13 protein-coding genes and 1 tRNA gene are annotated in these 16,804 nt (G+C 64.5%); 4 read left to right on the top strand and 10 right to left on the bottom strand.

Going from position 1 to position 16,804, the window contains the following annotated elements:
* Window positions 1-223: 223 nt before the first annotated feature.
* The 3 genes from VFG49_RS01925 to tpiA form a co-directional block, all read right to left on the bottom strand.
* Window positions 224-308, bottom strand: a tRNA-Leu gene (locus VFG49_RS01925).
* 11 nt (window positions 309-319) lie between these two features.
* Window positions 320-769, bottom strand: a complete 450-nt coding sequence (gene secG / locus VFG49_RS01920; RefSeq protein ID WP_324857813.1) for a preprotein translocase subunit SecG — start codon at window positions 767-769, stop codon at window positions 320-322.
* A gap of 23 nt (window positions 770-792) precedes the next feature.
* Window positions 793-1,542 (bottom strand): triose-phosphate isomerase, encoded by a 750-nt coding sequence (gene tpiA, locus VFG49_RS01915; protein WP_324857812.1) that lies wholly within the window; start codon window positions 1,540-1,542, stop codon window positions 793-795.
* 120 nt (window positions 1,543-1,662) lie between these two features.
* Here tpiA and VFG49_RS01910 point away from each other — a divergent pair, with 120 nt between their 5' ends.
* A complete protein-coding gene (locus tag VFG49_RS01910) occupies window positions 1,663-2,475 on the top strand; it encodes an SDR family oxidoreductase (protein WP_324857811.1) in 813 nt (270 codons plus the stop codon).
* On the opposite strand, the gene VFG49_RS01905 is transcribed toward VFG49_RS01910, so the two are convergent.
* The 5 genes from VFG49_RS01905 to orn form a co-directional block, all read right to left on the bottom strand.
* On the bottom strand, window positions 2,472-2,972 hold the full coding sequence (locus VFG49_RS01905; RefSeq protein WP_324857810.1) for a hypothetical protein: 501 nt from the start codon (window positions 2,970-2,972) through the stop codon (window positions 2,472-2,474). The two genes, VFG49_RS01910 and VFG49_RS01905, sit on opposite strands and share 4 nt — an antisense overlap.
* 354 nt (window positions 2,973-3,326) lie before the next feature.
* Window positions 3,327-4,262 carry an isopenicillin N synthase family dioxygenase gene (locus tag VFG49_RS01900; protein ID WP_324857809.1) on the bottom strand — a complete coding sequence of 312 codons (936 nt, stop codon included), beginning with the start codon at window positions 4,260-4,262 and terminating at the stop codon, window positions 3,327-3,329.
* Between the two features lie 114 nt (window positions 4,263-4,376).
* Window positions 4,377-5,729 carry a phosphoglucosamine mutase gene (glmM, locus tag VFG49_RS01895; RefSeq protein WP_324857808.1) on the bottom strand — a complete coding sequence of 451 codons (1,353 nt, stop codon included), beginning with the start codon at window positions 5,727-5,729 and terminating at the stop codon, window positions 4,377-4,379.
* Between the two features lie 52 nt (window positions 5,730-5,781).
* Window positions 5,782-6,690: a dihydropteroate synthase gene (folP, locus tag VFG49_RS01890; RefSeq protein ID WP_324857807.1), complete on the bottom strand. Its 909-nt coding sequence runs from the start codon at window positions 6,688-6,690 to the stop codon at window positions 5,782-5,784.
* Between the two features lie 21 nt (window positions 6,691-6,711).
* On the bottom strand, window positions 6,712-7,272 hold the full coding sequence (gene orn / locus VFG49_RS01885; RefSeq protein ID WP_324857806.1) for an oligoribonuclease: 561 nt from the start codon (window positions 7,270-7,272) through the stop codon (window positions 6,712-6,714).
* 91 nt (window positions 7,273-7,363) lie between these two features.
* Between orn and sbcB the strand changes: the two genes are divergently transcribed.
* Together sbcB and VFG49_RS01875 are read left to right on the top strand one after the other, a co-directional pair.
* The gene (sbcB, locus tag VFG49_RS01880; protein WP_324857805.1) at window positions 7,364-8,809 is read left to right on the top strand and encodes an exodeoxyribonuclease I; all 1,446 of its coding nucleotides are present in this window, start codon (window positions 7,364-7,366) and stop codon (window positions 8,807-8,809) included.
* A gap of 14 nt (window positions 8,810-8,823) precedes the next feature.
* Window positions 8,824-9,510 (top strand): DUF2461 domain-containing protein, encoded by a 687-nt coding sequence (locus tag VFG49_RS01875; protein WP_324857804.1) that lies wholly within the window; start codon window positions 8,824-8,826, stop codon window positions 9,508-9,510.
* 70 nt (window positions 9,511-9,580) lie between these two features.
* On the opposite strand, the gene VFG49_RS01870 is transcribed toward VFG49_RS01875, so the two are convergent.
* Window positions 9,581-10,495 carry a LysR family transcriptional regulator gene (locus VFG49_RS01870; protein ID WP_324857803.1) on the bottom strand — a complete coding sequence of 305 codons (915 nt, stop codon included), beginning with the start codon at window positions 10,493-10,495 and terminating at the stop codon, window positions 9,581-9,583.
* A 398-nt stretch (window positions 10,496-10,893) separates the two neighbouring features.
* Window positions 10,894-13,485: a bifunctional aconitate hydratase 2/2-methylisocitrate dehydratase gene (gene acnB / locus VFG49_RS01865; protein ID WP_324857802.1), complete on the bottom strand. Its 2,592-nt coding sequence runs from the start codon at window positions 13,483-13,485 to the stop codon at window positions 10,894-10,896.
* Between the two features lie 403 nt (window positions 13,486-13,888).
* On the opposite strand from acnB, the gene acnA reads away from it, so the two are divergent.
* Entirely contained in the window at window positions 13,889-16,642 is a 2,754-nt protein-coding gene (gene acnA / locus VFG49_RS01860; protein ID WP_324857801.1) for an aconitate hydratase AcnA, read from the top strand.
* Window positions 16,643-16,804 lie beyond the last annotated feature (162 nt).

Genomic DNA, 16,804 nt, shown 5'->3' with positions numbered 1-16,804 from the left:
GCTTTCTCGCTTGGCGCCGCTTTGTGAACCTGCAGCTCGGTGAGCTTCATCCCGGGGTATTTTCCTGGCCGACTTGGGGCATCTTGCCACATACCCCCAGCTCTACCCCCAAATGCACCGGGACCCAGCGGGTCCTTATGGAACGTTATGGCATAAAAAAACCCGCTAATAGCGGGTTTCTCTATCTTTATGGGTCTCAGTGGAATGTGCTGAAACCCTCAAATGGTGCCCAAGGGGGGACTCGAACCCCCACGCCTTACGGCGCTACCACCTCAAGGTAGTGCGTCTACCAATTCCGCCACCTGGGCAGGTGTCTTGCTTAGTTCTTCTTTGCCGGTTTCGTCGCCGGCGGCACGTCGCTGGCGGCCTTGGCCGGAGCGGTGGCGGCCGGGACGTCGCCCTGGCTTGCCGGCTTCGTGGCCTGCGGGATTTCCGCGTTGACCGGAGCGGCGGGCTGCGCATTCTGCGTTGCAGCCGGCTTGTTGGCAAGACCGGACATGACGCCCAGGTCGTTGCCGTTCGAGCTCTGCGGCACGCCGTGGTGACCCAGGTACATGCCCATGCCGAGGCTGAGCGCGAAGAACAGCGCAGCCAGCACGGCCGTCGAACGCGTGAGGAAGCTGGCCGAGCCACGCGCACCGAACACAGTGGCGCTTGCGCCGCCGCCGAAGCCGGAGCCCGCATCCGCGCCAGCGCCGCGCTGCATGAGGATCAGCACGATCATCGCCGCGGCGATCAATATGTAGAAGACGCTGAAGATGACGAACATGAGTCTTTAAGAGTCCGTAGCGCTTAATGCGCCGCGGCGCAGATTCCCAGGAAATCGGCTGCTGCCAGCGAGGCGCCTCCGACCAATCCTCCATCCACGTCCGACTGCGCGAACAAGTCCGCGGCATTCGCCGCTTTGACACTACCGCCGTAAAGCAGTCGGGTCAGACGGGCAATCATAGCATCTTCTTTTTCGAGTTGGCTACGGATGAATGCGTGGACGTGCTGCGCCTGTTCCGGCGTCGCGGTATGCCCGGTGCCGATGGCCCAGATCGGTTCGTACGCGATAACGGCGGTATCGAAGCTCTGGATGCCGTTCAGCTCGATCACCGCCTTGAGCTGGCGGGCCACGACGGCCTCCGTGAGGCCTGTTTCGCGCTCGGCCAATGTCTCGCCCACGCAGAGTATCGGCGTGAGGCCTCCGGCGCGCGCGGCGGCAAACTTGCGCGCGACCAGCTTGTCCGTCTCATGGTGGAACTGGCGGCGCTCCGAGTGACCCACGATTACCCATTGCGCACCCACGTCGGCGAGCATCGCCGCGGAAACTTCGCCGGTATAGGCGCCCTGCCCGTCATGCTCGCTGACGTCCTGGCCGCCAAAACCCAGGCCCGAACCGGCATGCTGGCCGGCAAGTTCGCCAAGATAGGGAAACGGGGGGAACACGGCCACGTCGATCGACGTCGGCAAGGCAGCGATGATGTCACCGACAAGCGCAGTCGCCATGCTGCGGCTACCGTGCATCTTCCAGTTCGCCGCCACCAGTTTCTTGCGCATGTCCCTATTCCTTGCATGTAAACCCGGCAGCTTACCGACGGACCATGCCACTGGCAACGCGTTACTGACAAGTCACTGCTGCTACGGTAAAAATCAGCAAAACCACAAAGAGACCACTTGATGACAACCACCCGTCCACTGTCCCTTGTCACCGGCGCCTCCGCGGGCATCGGCGCGGCCTTTGCGCGCGAGCTTGCGGCCCGGGGTCACGACCTGGTCCTTACGGCGCGACGCGTGGAGCGTCTGACCGAACTGGCGGATGAGCTGCGCACGCGGCATTCGTGCACGGTTACGGTCCTTCCTGCCGACCTCGCCGATCCGACCGCAGTGGCCTCGCTTTGCAGGGAGCTGCAGGCGCGTGGTCTGGCGGTGGACTGGCTCATCAACAATGCCGGCTACGGCGTGCCTGGTACGTTCGAGGCGAATACCTGGGCCACGCACGAGGCGTTCATCCGCGTGCTCATGACGGCGCCGACGGAACTGGCATGGCGATTGATACCGGGCATGCGCGAGCGCGGCTACGGGCGCATCGTCAATGTGGCGTCGCTGGCAGGCCATGTACCGGGCTCGGCGGGTCACACCCTGTACGCTGCCAGCAAGGCGTACCTGATCAAGTTCTCGCAATCGCTGGCCTTGGAGAACCGCCATCTCGGCGTGAACGTATGCGCGCTGTGCCCGGGCTTTACCTGGTCGGAATTCCACGATGTGACCGGCACGCGCGACATGATGAACAAGCTGCCCGGCTTCATGTGGCAGACGGCCGAGGCCGTCGTGCGCGAAGGCTACGAGGCCGTCGAGCGTGGCGAGGTCGTGCACGTCACGGGTGGCGTCAATCGCTTCATCAAGGCGATGACCAAGCTGCTGCCCGATCGGTTGGCACTGTGGCTGTCGGCCAGGGAATCAAAACGCTATCGCGCCCTGGAAGCCAACTAGCGAGCGGCGGCGCTGCGAACGCAGTGCAACGTGTCTCCCATCACCAAAGCCCCATTCCGCTCCACTTCCCAGTCAATGCGGAGTGCTTGATCGCCTTCGCGCGAATAGACGAAGCGCTGCACGGGTTTGACGTCCGGCGCCGAGTTCCAGACCAGACGTCCCTCTTTCCAGCCCTCCGAAGAAAACACGCGCGCGCCGCCGAAGCTGTCGAGAATGGTCGCGTTGTAGCGATGGTTTCCGGCGTCGAAACCCCAGGCCTCCAGCGCGTGATATGTCGCTGGCGGCGAGGTGTCGTCGTGATGTTTGACGAGGGCCTTGCCGTCCAGGTCGAGCGCGAAATTCACGGTGGAATCGATCGTCTTGCCGCTGGCGGGAAGCACGCCGTGGCAGGTCCAGTCGCCCCGCAGATCGGCGAAGTCATGGAGCGAAGCATCGGTCGATGCCATGGCGCTGCTGCTTAGCAGACCCACGGCGCAGAGGAAGGGCTTGAGGCGCATGGCGGAGCTCTCCTTGGCGGAAAGCCGAGGGTAATGCGGGGCGCAGCGTGGCGGATCGACCACAAGTCATGTGTGGCGGAGGTTACGGGGTCAGCGCGATGGCTTGATTCCTTTCGTTCCCGCGGGAGTAAGCACAAGTGGAATGCGCGGGGCGCACCATCACGCGCGGGAAGCTGAAAGCCCAAGTCGCTGGGTTCCTGCTTTGGCAGGGACAACGAAGATTGGCGACTGAGGCGAGAGGCTATCGCGCACAGCCTGCGCTCCTGCAGACGAGCGGCCGTGGCGTTTTTCGCGGCATCAACAGACTGGAACGGAAGGCCCTCTCCCCGAACGGGGGAGAGGGCAACTCGATCGTCAGATCAGCTTGATTTCGCGCAGGCGCTGCAGCAGGTACTCGTGCGAGGTGATGCTGGTGTCGTAGCGGCTCGGGTTGTCCGCGGTGATCGTCTGCGGCAGCGGATCGAGCACGACGTCCGGGTTCGGATGCAGGAAGTACGGCACCGAGTAGCGCGGCTTGCGCGCGTTGTCGTTCTGCGGATTCACCACGCGATGCGAGGTGGACGGGTACACGTGGTTGGTCAGGCGCTGCAGCATGTCGCCAATGTTCACCACGATGGCATCGCCTTCGGTGGTGATCGGCAGCCATTCGCCTTCGCGCGTCAGCACTTCCAGGCCTTCGGCGCTGGCGCCGACCAGCAGCGTGATGAAGTTGATGTCCTCGTGCGCGCCGGCACGCACGTTGGGAATGTTGTCGTCCGTGATCGGCGGGTAATGGATCGGCCGCAGGATGGAATTGCCCTGCTCGATCTTGTCGTCGAAGAAGTGCTCGGGCAGGTCGATGTGCAACGCCAGCGCGCGCAGCACGCGGCTGCCCAGCTGGTCGAGCGCCTCGAACAGGCCATAGCCGTTCTTCTTGAAGTCCCCCACTTCGGTCGGCCAGATGTTCGGCGGCATCACGTCGGCGAACTTCGAATCGCGCGAAATCTCCCGGCCGATGTGCCAGAACTCCTTGAGGTCGGCGTGTTTGCTGTCCTTGGCCGTTTCCACCTTGTAAGGCGTGTAGCCACGCGCGCCGCCGCTGCCGGCCACGTGGTACTTCATCTTGGTTTCCGTCGGCAGCGCAAAGAAGCGCTGGAACGTGTCGTACGCGCCGTCGATCAGCTCGCGGGGAATGCCGTGGCCGCTGATGCAGCAGAACCCGAATTCGCGATAGGCGTTGCCCAGCTCGGCCACGAAGGCGGCGCGGTCGGTGTCATAACGACGGATGTCGAGGGTCGGAACTTTCTTCATGGCTTGTCCAGGGAAGTGCGTGCGGTCCACTTGTCAGTCCGCCACCGCAGGGGCGGGGCACGTCGGGCCAATCCTTGGCGACCTGGGTGTAGAGCAGCTCAGGCTCTTACAGGCTCACGAGCGTTCAGCGACTGATTTTACGACATCTGCCAGCTTTTCGGCCAACCGGCGCACCTCGGCCTCGTCGGCGGCCTCCACGGTCACGCGCACCAGCGGTTCGGTGCCCGAGGCGCGCAGGACCACGCGGCCTCGGCCGGCCAGTGCCTGTTCCGTCGTGGCCAGGGCGGCGCGGACGTCGTCGCTGTCCAGCGACTCGCGGGCGCCGTTGGCGCGCACGTTGATCATCACCTGGGGCATCTTCTGCAAGCCTTGCCGGGCCTGCGCCAGGTCCTTGCCCGTTTGCACCAGCACTTCCAGCACGGCCAGCGCCGAAACGATGCCATCGCCCGTCGTGGCCCGGTCCAGGCAGAGGATGTGCCCGGAGGTCTCGCCGCCCAGGTTCGCCTGGTGCTGCTTGAGTTGCTGCAGCACGTAACGGTCTCCCACGTTGGCACGGATCAGCGCAACGCTGAGCTTGTCCAGCGCCAGCTGAAGGCCGTAATTGCTCATCAGCGTGCCGACCACCGGCCCTTCCAACTGGCCCTGTGCGTGCCAGGCGTTGGCCAGCACGTAGAGAATATCGTCGCCGTCGGCGAGCTTGCCGTTGCGGTCGACCAGCTGGACGCGGTCGCCATCACCGTCGAACGCGATGCCGATGTCCGCACCCTGCTCCACCACGGCGCGCTGCAGGGCCTGCGGATGCGTGGAACCGACGTCACGGTTGATGTTGAAGCCGTCCGGCTTGTCACCCAGCGTGGTCACCTGCGCGCCCAGCTCGGAAAACACCTTGGGCGCCACTTGGTAGGTCGCACCATTGGCGCAGTCGAGCACGACTTTCATGCCACGCAGGCTGAAGTCTTCGGCCACGGTGGACTTGCAGAATTCGGCATAGCGCGTCACCGCATCGGCGACGCGGATGGCCTTGCCCAGCTGCTCGGAAGGCACGGTGGCGAATTCAAGTTCCAACTCGCGCTCGATCGCCAGCTCCACGTCATCGGAGAACTTCTCGCCGCTGGCGGAAAAGAACTTGATGCCGTTGTCGTGGTGCGGATTGTGCGAGGCACTGATCACGATGCCGGCCTCCGCGCGCAGCGAACGCGTGAGGTAAGCCACCGCAGGCGTGGGCATGGGGCCGAGCAGGCCCACGTCCGCACCGGCAGCCACCAGGCCCGCTTCCAGCGCCGATTCGAACATGTAGCCGGAAACGCGCGTGTCCTTGCCGATCAATACCTTCGGGCGCGCATGACCCTGACGGGCCAGTACCGTGCCGGTAGCGCGCCCCAGTTTCAGCATGAAGTCCGCACTGATAGGCCACTGGCCTACGAGCCCGCGAATGCCGTCCGTTCCGAAATACTTGCGTTGGTTCATGGCTGTACTCCAGGGCATCGCGCGTCGCGCGTCCTTTGCCCTTGCAATAAGGTTATTCGTCGTCCGGCCAGCGTGGCGCGGAGGGTTTGATGTCACGGCGCTCGGGCACATCGCCCGCCTGAACGGCGTGCCATACCGCAAGCGCGTCAAGGGTGGCCGCCACATCGTGCACGCGCACCAGGCGTGCACCGCGCTGCGCGGCGATGACGGCTGCGGCAGTGGAGCCCGCCACGCGTTCGGCGGGAACCTGCCGACCGGTGATCGCCCCGATCATCGACTTGCGTGACAGGCCGGCATATACGCCGCTGCCGAGGCTGGCAAAACGCTCCAGCGCGCGCAGCAAGGCCAGATTGTGCTCGAGCGTCTTGCCGAAGCCGAAGCCCGGATCGACCATCACCTTGCGACGGTCGATGCCGGCCAGCTCGCAGGCGAACAAGCGGTCGGTGAGGAAGCGATGCACGTCGCCGACCACATCGTCGTAGTGCGGATCGTCCTGCATGCTGCGCGGCTCGCCCAGCATGTGCATCAGGCACACCGGCATGCCGAGCTCGGCGACCGCATCCATCGCGCCTTCGCGTCGAAGCGCGTAGACGTCGTTGATCATGCCGGCGCCCGCGGCCACCGCCGCACGCATCACCTCGGGCTTGGACGTGTCGATGGCCAGCGGCACGGACGTGCGCGCTGCCAGCTGTTCGATCACCGGGATCACGCGGCGCAGTTCTTCTTCCAGCGGCACATCGTCCGACCCGGGCCGCGTGGATTCGCCGCCTATGTCGAGCATGTCCGCGCCCTCCGCCACCATGCGCAAGCCATGCGCGACGGCGTCTTCCACCGTCGCGTGCGCACCGCCGTCGGAGAAGGAATCGGGCGTGACATTGAGGATGCCGACGACGCGCGTCCGGTCCAGCTTCAGCGGCCGGCCGTTGCAGTCGAGCACGGGAGCAAACAGATCAAGGGACATGGTGACTCCCGTCTGTCAGCGTCAGGATCCGCCGCCGAGCGGCCCCATGAACTGACGGTAGTAACGCAACTCATCGATCGAATCGCGGATGTCCGACAGCGCCGTGTGCGCGGACTCCTTGGCGAAGCCCTTGCCGATCGCCGGCGCCCAGCGTCGAGCCAGCTCCTTGAGCGTGGACACGTCGAGGTTCCGGTAATGGAAAAAGCGCTCCAGCCGCGGCATCTGTCGATGCATGAAGCGACGGTCCTGGCAGATGGAGTTGCCACACATCGGCGACTTGCCCGGCGGCACCCATTCCTTGAGGAATTCCAGCGTCGCCAGCTCGGCCACCGCATGATCGTCCGCAGACGCCACCACCTGGTCCCACAGACCCGAGCGGCGATGCTGGTTGCGGTTCCATGCATCCATGCCTTCGAGACGATCCAGCGGATGGTGGATCGCGAACACCGGCCCTTCGGCCAGAATGCGAAGGTCCTTGTCGGTGACGATGGTGGCGATCTCCAGAATGGAGTCGTTATCCGTATCGAGCCCGGTCATTTCCAGATCGATCCAGATCAGATTGTCGTCGTTCGCTTGGCTCATGCGCCCTCCTGGACGGGAAGTCTAGCAGCAGGCCCGCAGCCCGAGCCGCTTTTAGGCATCGGCGGCGAAAGCCTATGCGATGATCGCCGGCATGCAGACCTTCTTCTGGCACGACTACGAGACCTTCGGCGCCGATCCCTGGCGCGACCGGCCGGTGCAGTTTGCGGGCATCCGCACCAATCTCGAGCTGGAAATCGTGGACGAGCCGGTGATGTTCTTCGGCAAGCCGCCGCGGGAAATGCCGCCGCACCCGGAGGCCTGCCTGATCACCGGCATCACACCCCAGCAGGCCGAACGTGAAGGCGTGATCGAAGCGGAGTTCGCGGCGCGTGTGCACGAGCAGCTGGCCCAGCCAGGTACCTGCGGCGTGGGCTACAACTCCCTGCGCTTCGATGATGAAATCACGCGCCAGATGCTCTACCGCAACATGTACGAGCCGTATGGGCGCGAGTGGGAGAACGGCAATTCACGCTGGGACCTGATCGACCTGGTGCGCATGTGCCAGGCGCTTCGCCCCGAAGGCATCGTGTGGCCCACCCGCGATGACGGTACGCCGAGTTTCAAGCTGGAGCACCTCGCCAAGGCCAATCACCTGCAGCAGGAGCGCGCGCACGATGCGCTGTCGGACGTGCACGCGCTGATCGACCTCGCGCGGTTGATCCGCGTGCGCCAGCCGCGCCTGTGGGACTGGTACTTCGGCCTGCGGCGCAAGCAGCGCGTGTTCGAGCTGCTGGACGTCACGGCCATCACGCCCGTCGTGCACGTGTCCTCGCGTTACCCGTCCAGCCGGCATTGCCTGGCGGTGGTGGCGCCGCTCGCGGCTCATCCGAGCCGGCCGGCGGAGATCATCGTGTACGACCTGAGCGAGGATCCGTCCGCATGGCTCGCGCTGGACGAGGAGGAGATCGCCGATCGCGTATTCACCGCGCGCGCCGATCTTCCGGAAGGCGTCCAACGTATTCCGCTGCGTACTGTGCGCGCCAATCGCGCACCGGCCCTGGCGCCGCTGTCCGTGCTGAAAGGCGCAGACCTTGAACGCCTGCAGATCGACCTGGACCGCGTGCAGGCGCATCGCGACATGCTTGCCAGCGCCGAAGGCCTCGCGCACAAGTTGCGGCGCGTGTTCCAGCGCGCGGCCGATTTTCCCCCGGCGGAAGACCCGGAACTGGCGCTCTATGGCGGCTTCCTGCCCGATGCCGACAAGCGCCTGCTGGCCGAGGTGCGCGCCACGCCGCCGGAACAGCTTGCCAGCCGGCCGTTCCCCTTCCGCGATCCGCGCTATGCCGAGCTGCTGTTCCGCTATCGCGCACGCAATTGGCCCCAACTGCTGAGCGCCGAAGAACAAGCCCGCTGGCTGGACTTCTGCCGCGCGCGCCTTACCCGCCCCTCACCCTTGACTGGCCTCACCCTGGATGACTACTTCGCGCGCATCGAGACCCTGCGCGGAGAAGTCCCCGGCGACAAGCTGATCCTGCTCGATCAACTGCAGCTCTGGGGCGAACAGCTCGCCACCGACATCGCGCCCCTTTCCGCCTGAGCACCGATCCGTCCATGCCCAACGCCTACTTCACGCCTGCAACGTTCCGCTTCCTGCGTTCATTGGCCCGAAACAACAACCGCGAATGGTTCCTGGCGCACAAGGATGACTACGAGCGCAACGTGCGCGAGCCATTCCTTGCACTCATCGACGACCTGCAGGCGCCGCTCACGAAGATCAGCCCGCATTACCGCGCCGATCCGCGCAAGAGCGGTGGCTCGTTGTTTCGCATTCATCGCGACACGCGCTTTTCCAACGACAAGCAGCCGTACAAGCCGTGGCAGGGTGCGCGCTTCTACCACGAGCGGCGAAACGAAGTGCACGCACCATCGTTCTACATGCATGTGCAGCCGGGCGACTGCTTCGCAGGCGGCGGCATGTGGCATCCCGAATCGGACGCACTCAAGCGCATCCGCGCATTCCTCACCGACAACCCCGAGGCATGGAAACGCGCCACGCGCAGCAAGGCGTTTCGCGATCACTTCGCGTTCTGGGGCGAATCGCTGAGCCGGCCACCGCGCGGTTTCGATGCGGACCACGAGCTGATCGACGACCTCAAGCGCAAGGATTTTGCCTGCGGCGCAGGCTTTGACGAAAAGCTTGCGTGTTCAGCCGAGCTGTTGCCGTGGCTGGTGGATACGTACAAGCGGGTCGCGCCGATGATTGACTATCTGTGCGCGTCGCAGGAGCTGGATTTTTGAGAATTGAGGGGTTTGGAGGCTTGCGCGAGAACCGCACCCTATCCCCAACCCCCTCCCGGCGGGAGAAGGGTTAAGAGGCAGCCTCGTCGGCCAGCTTGAGGCCGGGGCGCTGCTTGGCCAGTTTGCGGAGCAGCAAGGCGAAGTTCTGCAGGTCGGCATGCCACGGCGAAGCTTCTCGCCAATACAGCGCGATCTCGCGTCCCGGCTGCTGCCCCTTGAGCTTGGCCAGCACGATATTGGGCGTCGAAGCCAGGCGCTCATGGGCAAGTGCCGGGACCAGCGCGTAGCCACCACGCAGCTCCACCAGGGCGGCAAGGCTTTCGAGGCTCACGTCCTGCACGTGACCTCCGCCGAGGATGTCCTCGCAGTGGCTCTCGGTCATGAGCGTGGCGTCGCCTGCGTCCAGTTGTTCCAGCGCCACGCCGCGCTTTCCCGCCAAAGGATGATCCGCGCGGAACATCACTTCCCACGGCTCGAAAAACAGAGGGCGCGTGGCGATGCCGCTCACCGGTGGCACCTTGGGAGCCAGCACGGCGTCGAGCTCGCCTTCGTTCAAGCGACGCAGCAGGCCGCGCGGTTTGCCTTCGGAAAGGCTCAGGCGCGTGCCCGGGAAATGCTGGGGAAACGGCGCGATAAGGTGAGGTAACAGGTACGGGCCCAGCGAGGCGGGCACGCCGAGGCGAAGCTCACCGCCAAAAGCCACCTCGCCCGCGCGAGCGACCTGCTGCAAGTGTTCGGCAGCAGCAAGCACGGCATCGATCTGCTCCAGCAGGCGCTGCCCGCCCGCAGTGGGCACCACGCGACGTCCACCGCGCTCGAACAAGGGAGCGCCGAGCGCCTGCTCAACTTTCTGCACTTGGTGCGAAAGTCCCGACGGACTGATGTGCATCGCCCGCGCGGCACTGTTGAAACTGCCATGGCGATGGACCGCCTGCACCAGCATCAGGTCGCGCAAGGAGACTACCGAGAGGTGACTGGAGATCATGCGCGGCCTGCGGGTCGAGGGACGGCGAAAGCATAAACGACGGAGCACGGCACGGGTTGTTCACCCTCGCCGCGCTGAATAAGCCCGTCACTGTAGGAGCGCACCCAGTGCGCGATAAGCCGCCCCCCAAGGAGACCTGGCGGAGCGGTGATGCCAATGCGCTGCGGTCACCCACTGGGTGGGCTCCTAACAAGTGCAAGTAGCGCCTCGTTTGGCGACTTCTCTCTGTGGGAGCGCACCCTGTGCGCGACAAATCATCCCCAAAGGGGACCCGGCGTAGCGATGACGCCGACGCGCCGCGGTCGCCTATTGGGTGGGCTCCTGCAACGTAAGCGGTGGCGAAAAAGAAGGGCGGCTTGCGCCACCCTTCCTTTTTTTCTTTCAACCCGTCAATCGACTCAGGCGGTGACCGTGTCGGCCACGTCCTGGTAATCGGCGATCTGATTGAAGTTCATGTATTTGTAGATCTTCTCGCCGTTGGCGTTGATCACGCCGATGTCGGTCATGTACTCGGCCTTGGTCGGAATGCGACCCAGACGCGAGCAGATCGCGGCCAGCTCGGCCGAACCCAGGTACACGTTGGAGTTCTTGCCCAGACGGTTGGGGAAGTTGCGGGTGGAGGTGGAGAACACCGTGGCGCCCTCGCGCACCTGCGCCTGGTTGCCCATGCACAGCGAGCAACCCGGCATTTCCATGCGGGCGCCGGCGGTGCCGAGCACGCCGTAGTGGCCTTCCTCGGTCAGCTGCTGCTGGTCCATCTTGGTCGGCGGGGCCACCCACAGCTTGGTCGGGATATCGCGCTTGCCTTCCAGCAGCTTGGACGCCGCGCGGAAGTGACCGATGTTGGTCATGCACGAACCGATGAACACTTCGTCGATGGTGGCGCCGGCCACGTCGCTCAGCGTCTTCACGTCGTCCGGATCGTTCGGGCAGGCCACGATGGGCTCGTGCACGTCGGCCAGATCGATCTCGATGACGGCGGCGTATTCGGCGTCGGCATCACCCTGCAGCAGCTGCGGGTTGGCGAGCCATGCTTCCATCGCCTTGATGCGGCGCTGCAGGCTGCGCGGATCCTTGTAGCCCTGGGCGATCATGTATTTCAGCAGCGTGATGTTGCTGTTGATGTATTCGATGATCGGCGCCTTGTCGAGGTGCACCGTGCAACCGGCGGCCGAACGCTCGGCCGAGGCGTCGGACAGCTCGAACGCCTGCTCCACCTTCAGGTTGGGCAGACCTTCGATTTCCAGGATGCGACCGGAGAAGATGTTCTTCTTGCCCTGCTTGGCGACGGTGAGCAGACCGCTCTTGATCGCGTACAGCGGGATCGCATTGACCAGGTCACGCAGGGTGACGCCCGGCTGCAGCTCGCCCTTGAAGCGCACAAGCACGGATTCGGGCATATCGAGCGGCATGACGCCGGTGGCGGCGGCGAAAGCCACCAGGCCGGAGCCGGCCGGGAACGAAATGCCGATCGGGAAGCGGGTGTGGCTGTCGCCGCCGGTGCCGACGGTGTCGGGCAGCAGCATGCGGTTGAGCCAGCTGTGGATCACGCCGTCACCCGGGCGCAAGCTTATGCCGCCACGCGTGCTGATGAATTCCGGCAGCGTGTGGTGGGTCTTCACGTCCACCGGCTTCGGATAGGCGGCCGTGTGGCAGAACGACTGCATCACCAGGTCGGCCGAGAAGCCCAGGCAAGCAAGGTCCTTCAGCTCGTCGCGGGTCATCGGGCCGGTGGTGTCCTGCGAACCCACCGAGGTCATCTTCGGCTCGCAATAGGTGCCCGGGCGCACGCCCTGGCCTTCCGGCAGGCCGACGGCGCGGCCGACCATCTTCTGCGCCAGCGTGTAGCCCTTGCCGGTATCGGCCGGCTGCTGCGGCAGGCGGAACAGGGTGGAGACCGGCAGGCCCAGCGCTTCGCGCGCCTTGGCGGTGAGGCCGCGGCCGACGATCAGCGGAATGCGGCCACCGGCGCGCACTTCGTCGAACAGCACATCGGACTTCACCTGGAACTCGGCAATCACTTCGCCGTTCTTCAGCGCCTTGCCCTCGTACGGGCGCAGCTCGACCACGTCGCCCATCTCCATGCTGGAGACGTCGAGTTCGATCGGCAGCGCGCCGGCATCTTCCATGGTGTTGTAGAAGATCGGAGCGATCTTGCTGCCCAGGCACACACCGCCGAAGCGCTTGTTCGGAATGAAGGGGATGTCCTCGCCGGTGAACCACAGCACCGAGTTGGTGGCGGACTTGCGGCTGGAACCGGTGCCGACCACGTCACCCACGTAGGCGACCAGATGACCCTTTTCCTTCAGCGATTCGATGAAAGCGATGGGGCCGCGCTTGCCGTCTTCTTCCGGCGTGAACGGTGCGCCGTCGCGCTTGTTCTTCAGCATGGCCAGCGCGTGCAGCGGGATGTCCGGGCGCGTGGTGGCATCCGGTGCCGGCGACAGGTCGTCGGTGTTGGTCTCGCCCGGCACCTTGAACACCGTGATGGTCAGGCTCTCGGGCACTTCGGGCTTGCTGGTGAACCACTCGGCGTCGGCCCAGCTCTGCAGCACGGCCTTGGCGTTGGCATTGCCCTTGTCCGCCTTTTCCTTCACGTCGTGGAAGGCGTCGAACATCAGCAGCGTGTGCTTGAGCGCGTTGGCGGCAACGGTGCCGATCTGCGCATCATCGAGCAGCTCGATCAGCGGATGGATGTTGTAGCCGCCCAGCATGGTGCCGAGCAGCTCGGTAGCCTTCTCGCGCGAGATCAGCGCGCACGTCTCGGTGCCGAACGCCACGGCCGCCAGGTACGAGGCCTTGACCTTGGCCGCATCGTCCACACCCGCCGGCACGCGGTAGGTGATCAGCTCGACCAGGAAGGCTTCCTCGCCGGCAGGCGGGTTCTTCAGCAGCTCGATCAGGTCGGCGGTCTGCTGGGCCGACAGCGGCAGCGGCGGGATACCCAGCGCGGCGCGCTCGGCAACGTGTTGGCGGTAGGCGATAAGCATGTGGTCTCGTCCGGTGAACAACATAAGGGGCAGCGAGCGATGGCTTGCACCACCGCGACGGAGGTCGCCCGAGGGAGAATCCGCGTGGCCGCTAGGGGCGCTCGGCAAGGCGTAAAACCCTGTCGCCAGGCCGCTTTGGGACGGCATGGCAGCCCCTTATTTTGCCAGCCGCGGCCCAAGTGCCGCAACGCAAGACAATGCTTCCGGCAGCATTCGAAATCTTGCAATGCGACATGGTTGGAATAAGCGATCGTGCGGCTTGCACCCTCGGCCGTTTGCCCCAAACTGGCGGACATCCCCTCAGGGAAGCCTCTCCTTGCAATTCCTCTCACGTACCGTGTCCTAGGATCCCCCCCTGGTACGCCTCGCGCGTTCGCCAGACTCAAGCAACAGGAGTTAGCCCATGCTGGATTCATTCGCCACCCGCGACACCCTCACTGTCAACGGCAGCCAGTACCAGATCGCCAGCCTCGCCAAGTTCGGCCAGCGATACGATCTGAAGACCCTTCCCTATTCGCTGAAGATCCTGCTGGAAAACTTGTTGCGCCACGAGGATGGCCTCAACGTCACCGCCAGGGAAATCGAGGCCATCGCCAACTGGGACGCCACGGCCGAACCCGACACCGAGATCGCCTTCATGCCGGCTCGCGTGGTGCTGCAGGACTTCACGGGCGTGCCCTGCGTGGTCGACCTGGCCGCCATGCGCGATGCCGTGGTGAAGCTGGGCGGCGATGCCACGCAGATCAATCCGCTCGCGCCGGCCGAACTGGTGATCGACCACTCCGTACAAGTCGACGTCTACGGCTCGGAAGATGCGCTGGAAAAGAACGTCGAGATCGAATTCCATCGCAACCAGGAGCGCTATTCGTTCCTGCGTTGGGGCCAGAAGGCATTCAACAATTTCAAGGTCGTGCCGCCGCGCACCGGTATCGTTCACCAGGTGAACCTGGAACACCTCGCCCGCGTGGTGTTCACGGCCAACAAGGACGGCACGCCGTGGGCCTATCCGGACACCGTGTTCGGTACCGACTCGCACACCACCATGATCAACGGCATTGGCGTGCTGGGCTGGGGCGTGGGTGGCATCGAGGCCGAGGCGGCCATGCTGGGCCAGCCGTCGTCGATGCTGATTCCACAGGTTGTCGGCTTCAAGCTCAGCGGCAAGCTGTCCGAAGGCGTGACCGCTACCGACCTGGTGCTTACCGTTACGCAGATGCTGCGCAAGCTCGGCGTGGTGGGCAAATTCGTCGAATTCTTCGGTGATGGCCTCAAGCACCTCGCGCTGGCCGACCGCGCCACCATCGGCAACATGGCGCCGGAATACGGTGCCACCTGCGGCATCTTCCCGATCGACCAGGAAGCCCTGAACTACATGCGCCTGTCGGGTCGCGGCGAAGACCAGATCCAACTGGTCGAGGCTTATGCCAAGGCACAGGGCCTGTGGCATGACGCAAACACGCCAGAGCCACGCTTCAGCGCCACGCTGGAACTCAACCTCGCCGACGTGAAGCCATCACTGGCCGGCCCCAAGCGCCCGCAGGATCGCGTATTGCTGGAAGGCGTGCAGAAGAGTTTCCAGGATGCGGTCGGTCCGCTCACCGCCAGCCGCAAGCCGCGCAATGCCGAAACGTCCAACTTCATCGCCGAAGGTGGCTCGTCCGCCATCGGCAATCCGGCCAATGACATCACCGACTCCGGCGTTCGCGTGGTGAAGGATGGCGAGTCGTTCAAGCTTGGCGATGGCGCCGTCGTGATCGCCGCGATCACCTCCTGCACCAACACCTCCAACCCCAGCGTGATGCTGGGTGCCGGACTGGTCGCCAAGAAGGCTGCCGCGAAGGGCCTCAAGGCACAGCCGTGGGTGAAGACGTCGATCGGCCCGGGCTCCAAGGTCGTCACCGATTACCTGGAGAAGACCGGCCTGTTGAAGGAGCTGGAGAAGATTGGCTTCTACATTGTCGGCTACGGCTGCACCACCTGCATCGGCAACTCCGGTCCGCTGCCGCCGGAAATCAGCAAGGGCATCGCGGAAGGCGATCTCGCGGTCGCGTCCGTGCTGTCAGGCAATCGCAACTTCGAAGGTCGCGTGCATCCCGAAGTGAAGATGAACTATCTCGCCTCGCCGCCGCTGGTGGTTGCCTACGCGCTGGCCGGCACGCTGGACATCGACCTCACCAAGGAACCGCTGGGCACGGGCAGCGACGGCAATCCGGTATACCTCAAGGACATCTGGCCGACCAACAAGGAGATCTCCGACACCATCGCCGGTGCGATCAATCCGGAGATGTTCGAGAAGAGCTATGCCGATGTATTCAAGGGCGACAGTCGCTGGAACCACATCGCCTCGCCGGATGGCGACGTGTACAAGTGGGACGACTCCACCTACATCAAGAACCCGCCGTATTTCGAAGGCATGAGCAAGGAACCGGGCACCATCGAGGACGTCCACGGCGCGCGCGTGCTGGGCCTGTTCGGTGACTCCATCACCACCGACCACATCTCGCCGGCCGGCTCGATCAAGAAGGACAGCCCGGCGGGCCGCTTCCTGATCGGCAAGGGCGTGGACCCGAAGGACTTCAACTCCTACGGCTCGCGCCGCGGCAACGACGACGTGATGGTTCGCGGCACCTTCGCCAACATCCGCATCAAGAACCTGATGCTCGATGGCGTCGAAGGCGGCTACACCATGCATGTGCCTTCCGGCGAGCAGATGGCCATCTACGATGCGGCGATGAAATACAAGGCCGACAGGACGCCGCTGGTGGTCATCGCCGGCAAGGAGTACGGCACCGGCTCCTCGCGCGACTGGGCTGCCAAGGGCACGCTGCTGCTGGGCGTGAAGGCGGTGATTGCCGAGAGTTTCGAGCGCATCCACCGCTCCAACCTGGTGGGCATGGGCGTGCTGCCGCTGCAATTCCAGGACGGCCAGAACGCACTGACGCTAGGGCTCAACGGCAGGGAAACCTTCGACATCGTGGGCCTCGAAGGCGGTGAATCGAAGGTCGCCAAGGTCACCGCCACCGCCGCGGACGGCAGCCAGAAGACCTTTACCGTGAAGGTGCTGCTGCTGACCCCGAAGGAGCGCGAGTTCTTCCGCCACGGCGGCATCCTGCAATACGTGCTGCGTCAGTTGGCAGGGAAGAAGGCGGCAGCCTGATAGCCCTCGTCATGAGGCGTGAAAGAATGCTGCCCTCGGGCGGCATTCTTTTTATCTGCGGGGGTTATCAGTGGGAGCGCACCCTGTGCGCGACGAACCTACGGAGCGGTAACGCCGATGCATCACCATCGCGCTCAGGGTGCGCTTCCACAATGGATTCGA

The sequence above is a fragment of the Dyella sp. genome, assembly GCF_035685885.1.
Classification (GTDB): domain Bacteria; phylum Pseudomonadota; class Gammaproteobacteria; order Xanthomonadales; family Rhodanobacteraceae; genus Dyella.
Note: the sequence above shows the minus strand (reverse complement) of the source record. Positions and strands in the feature narration are given on the sequence as shown.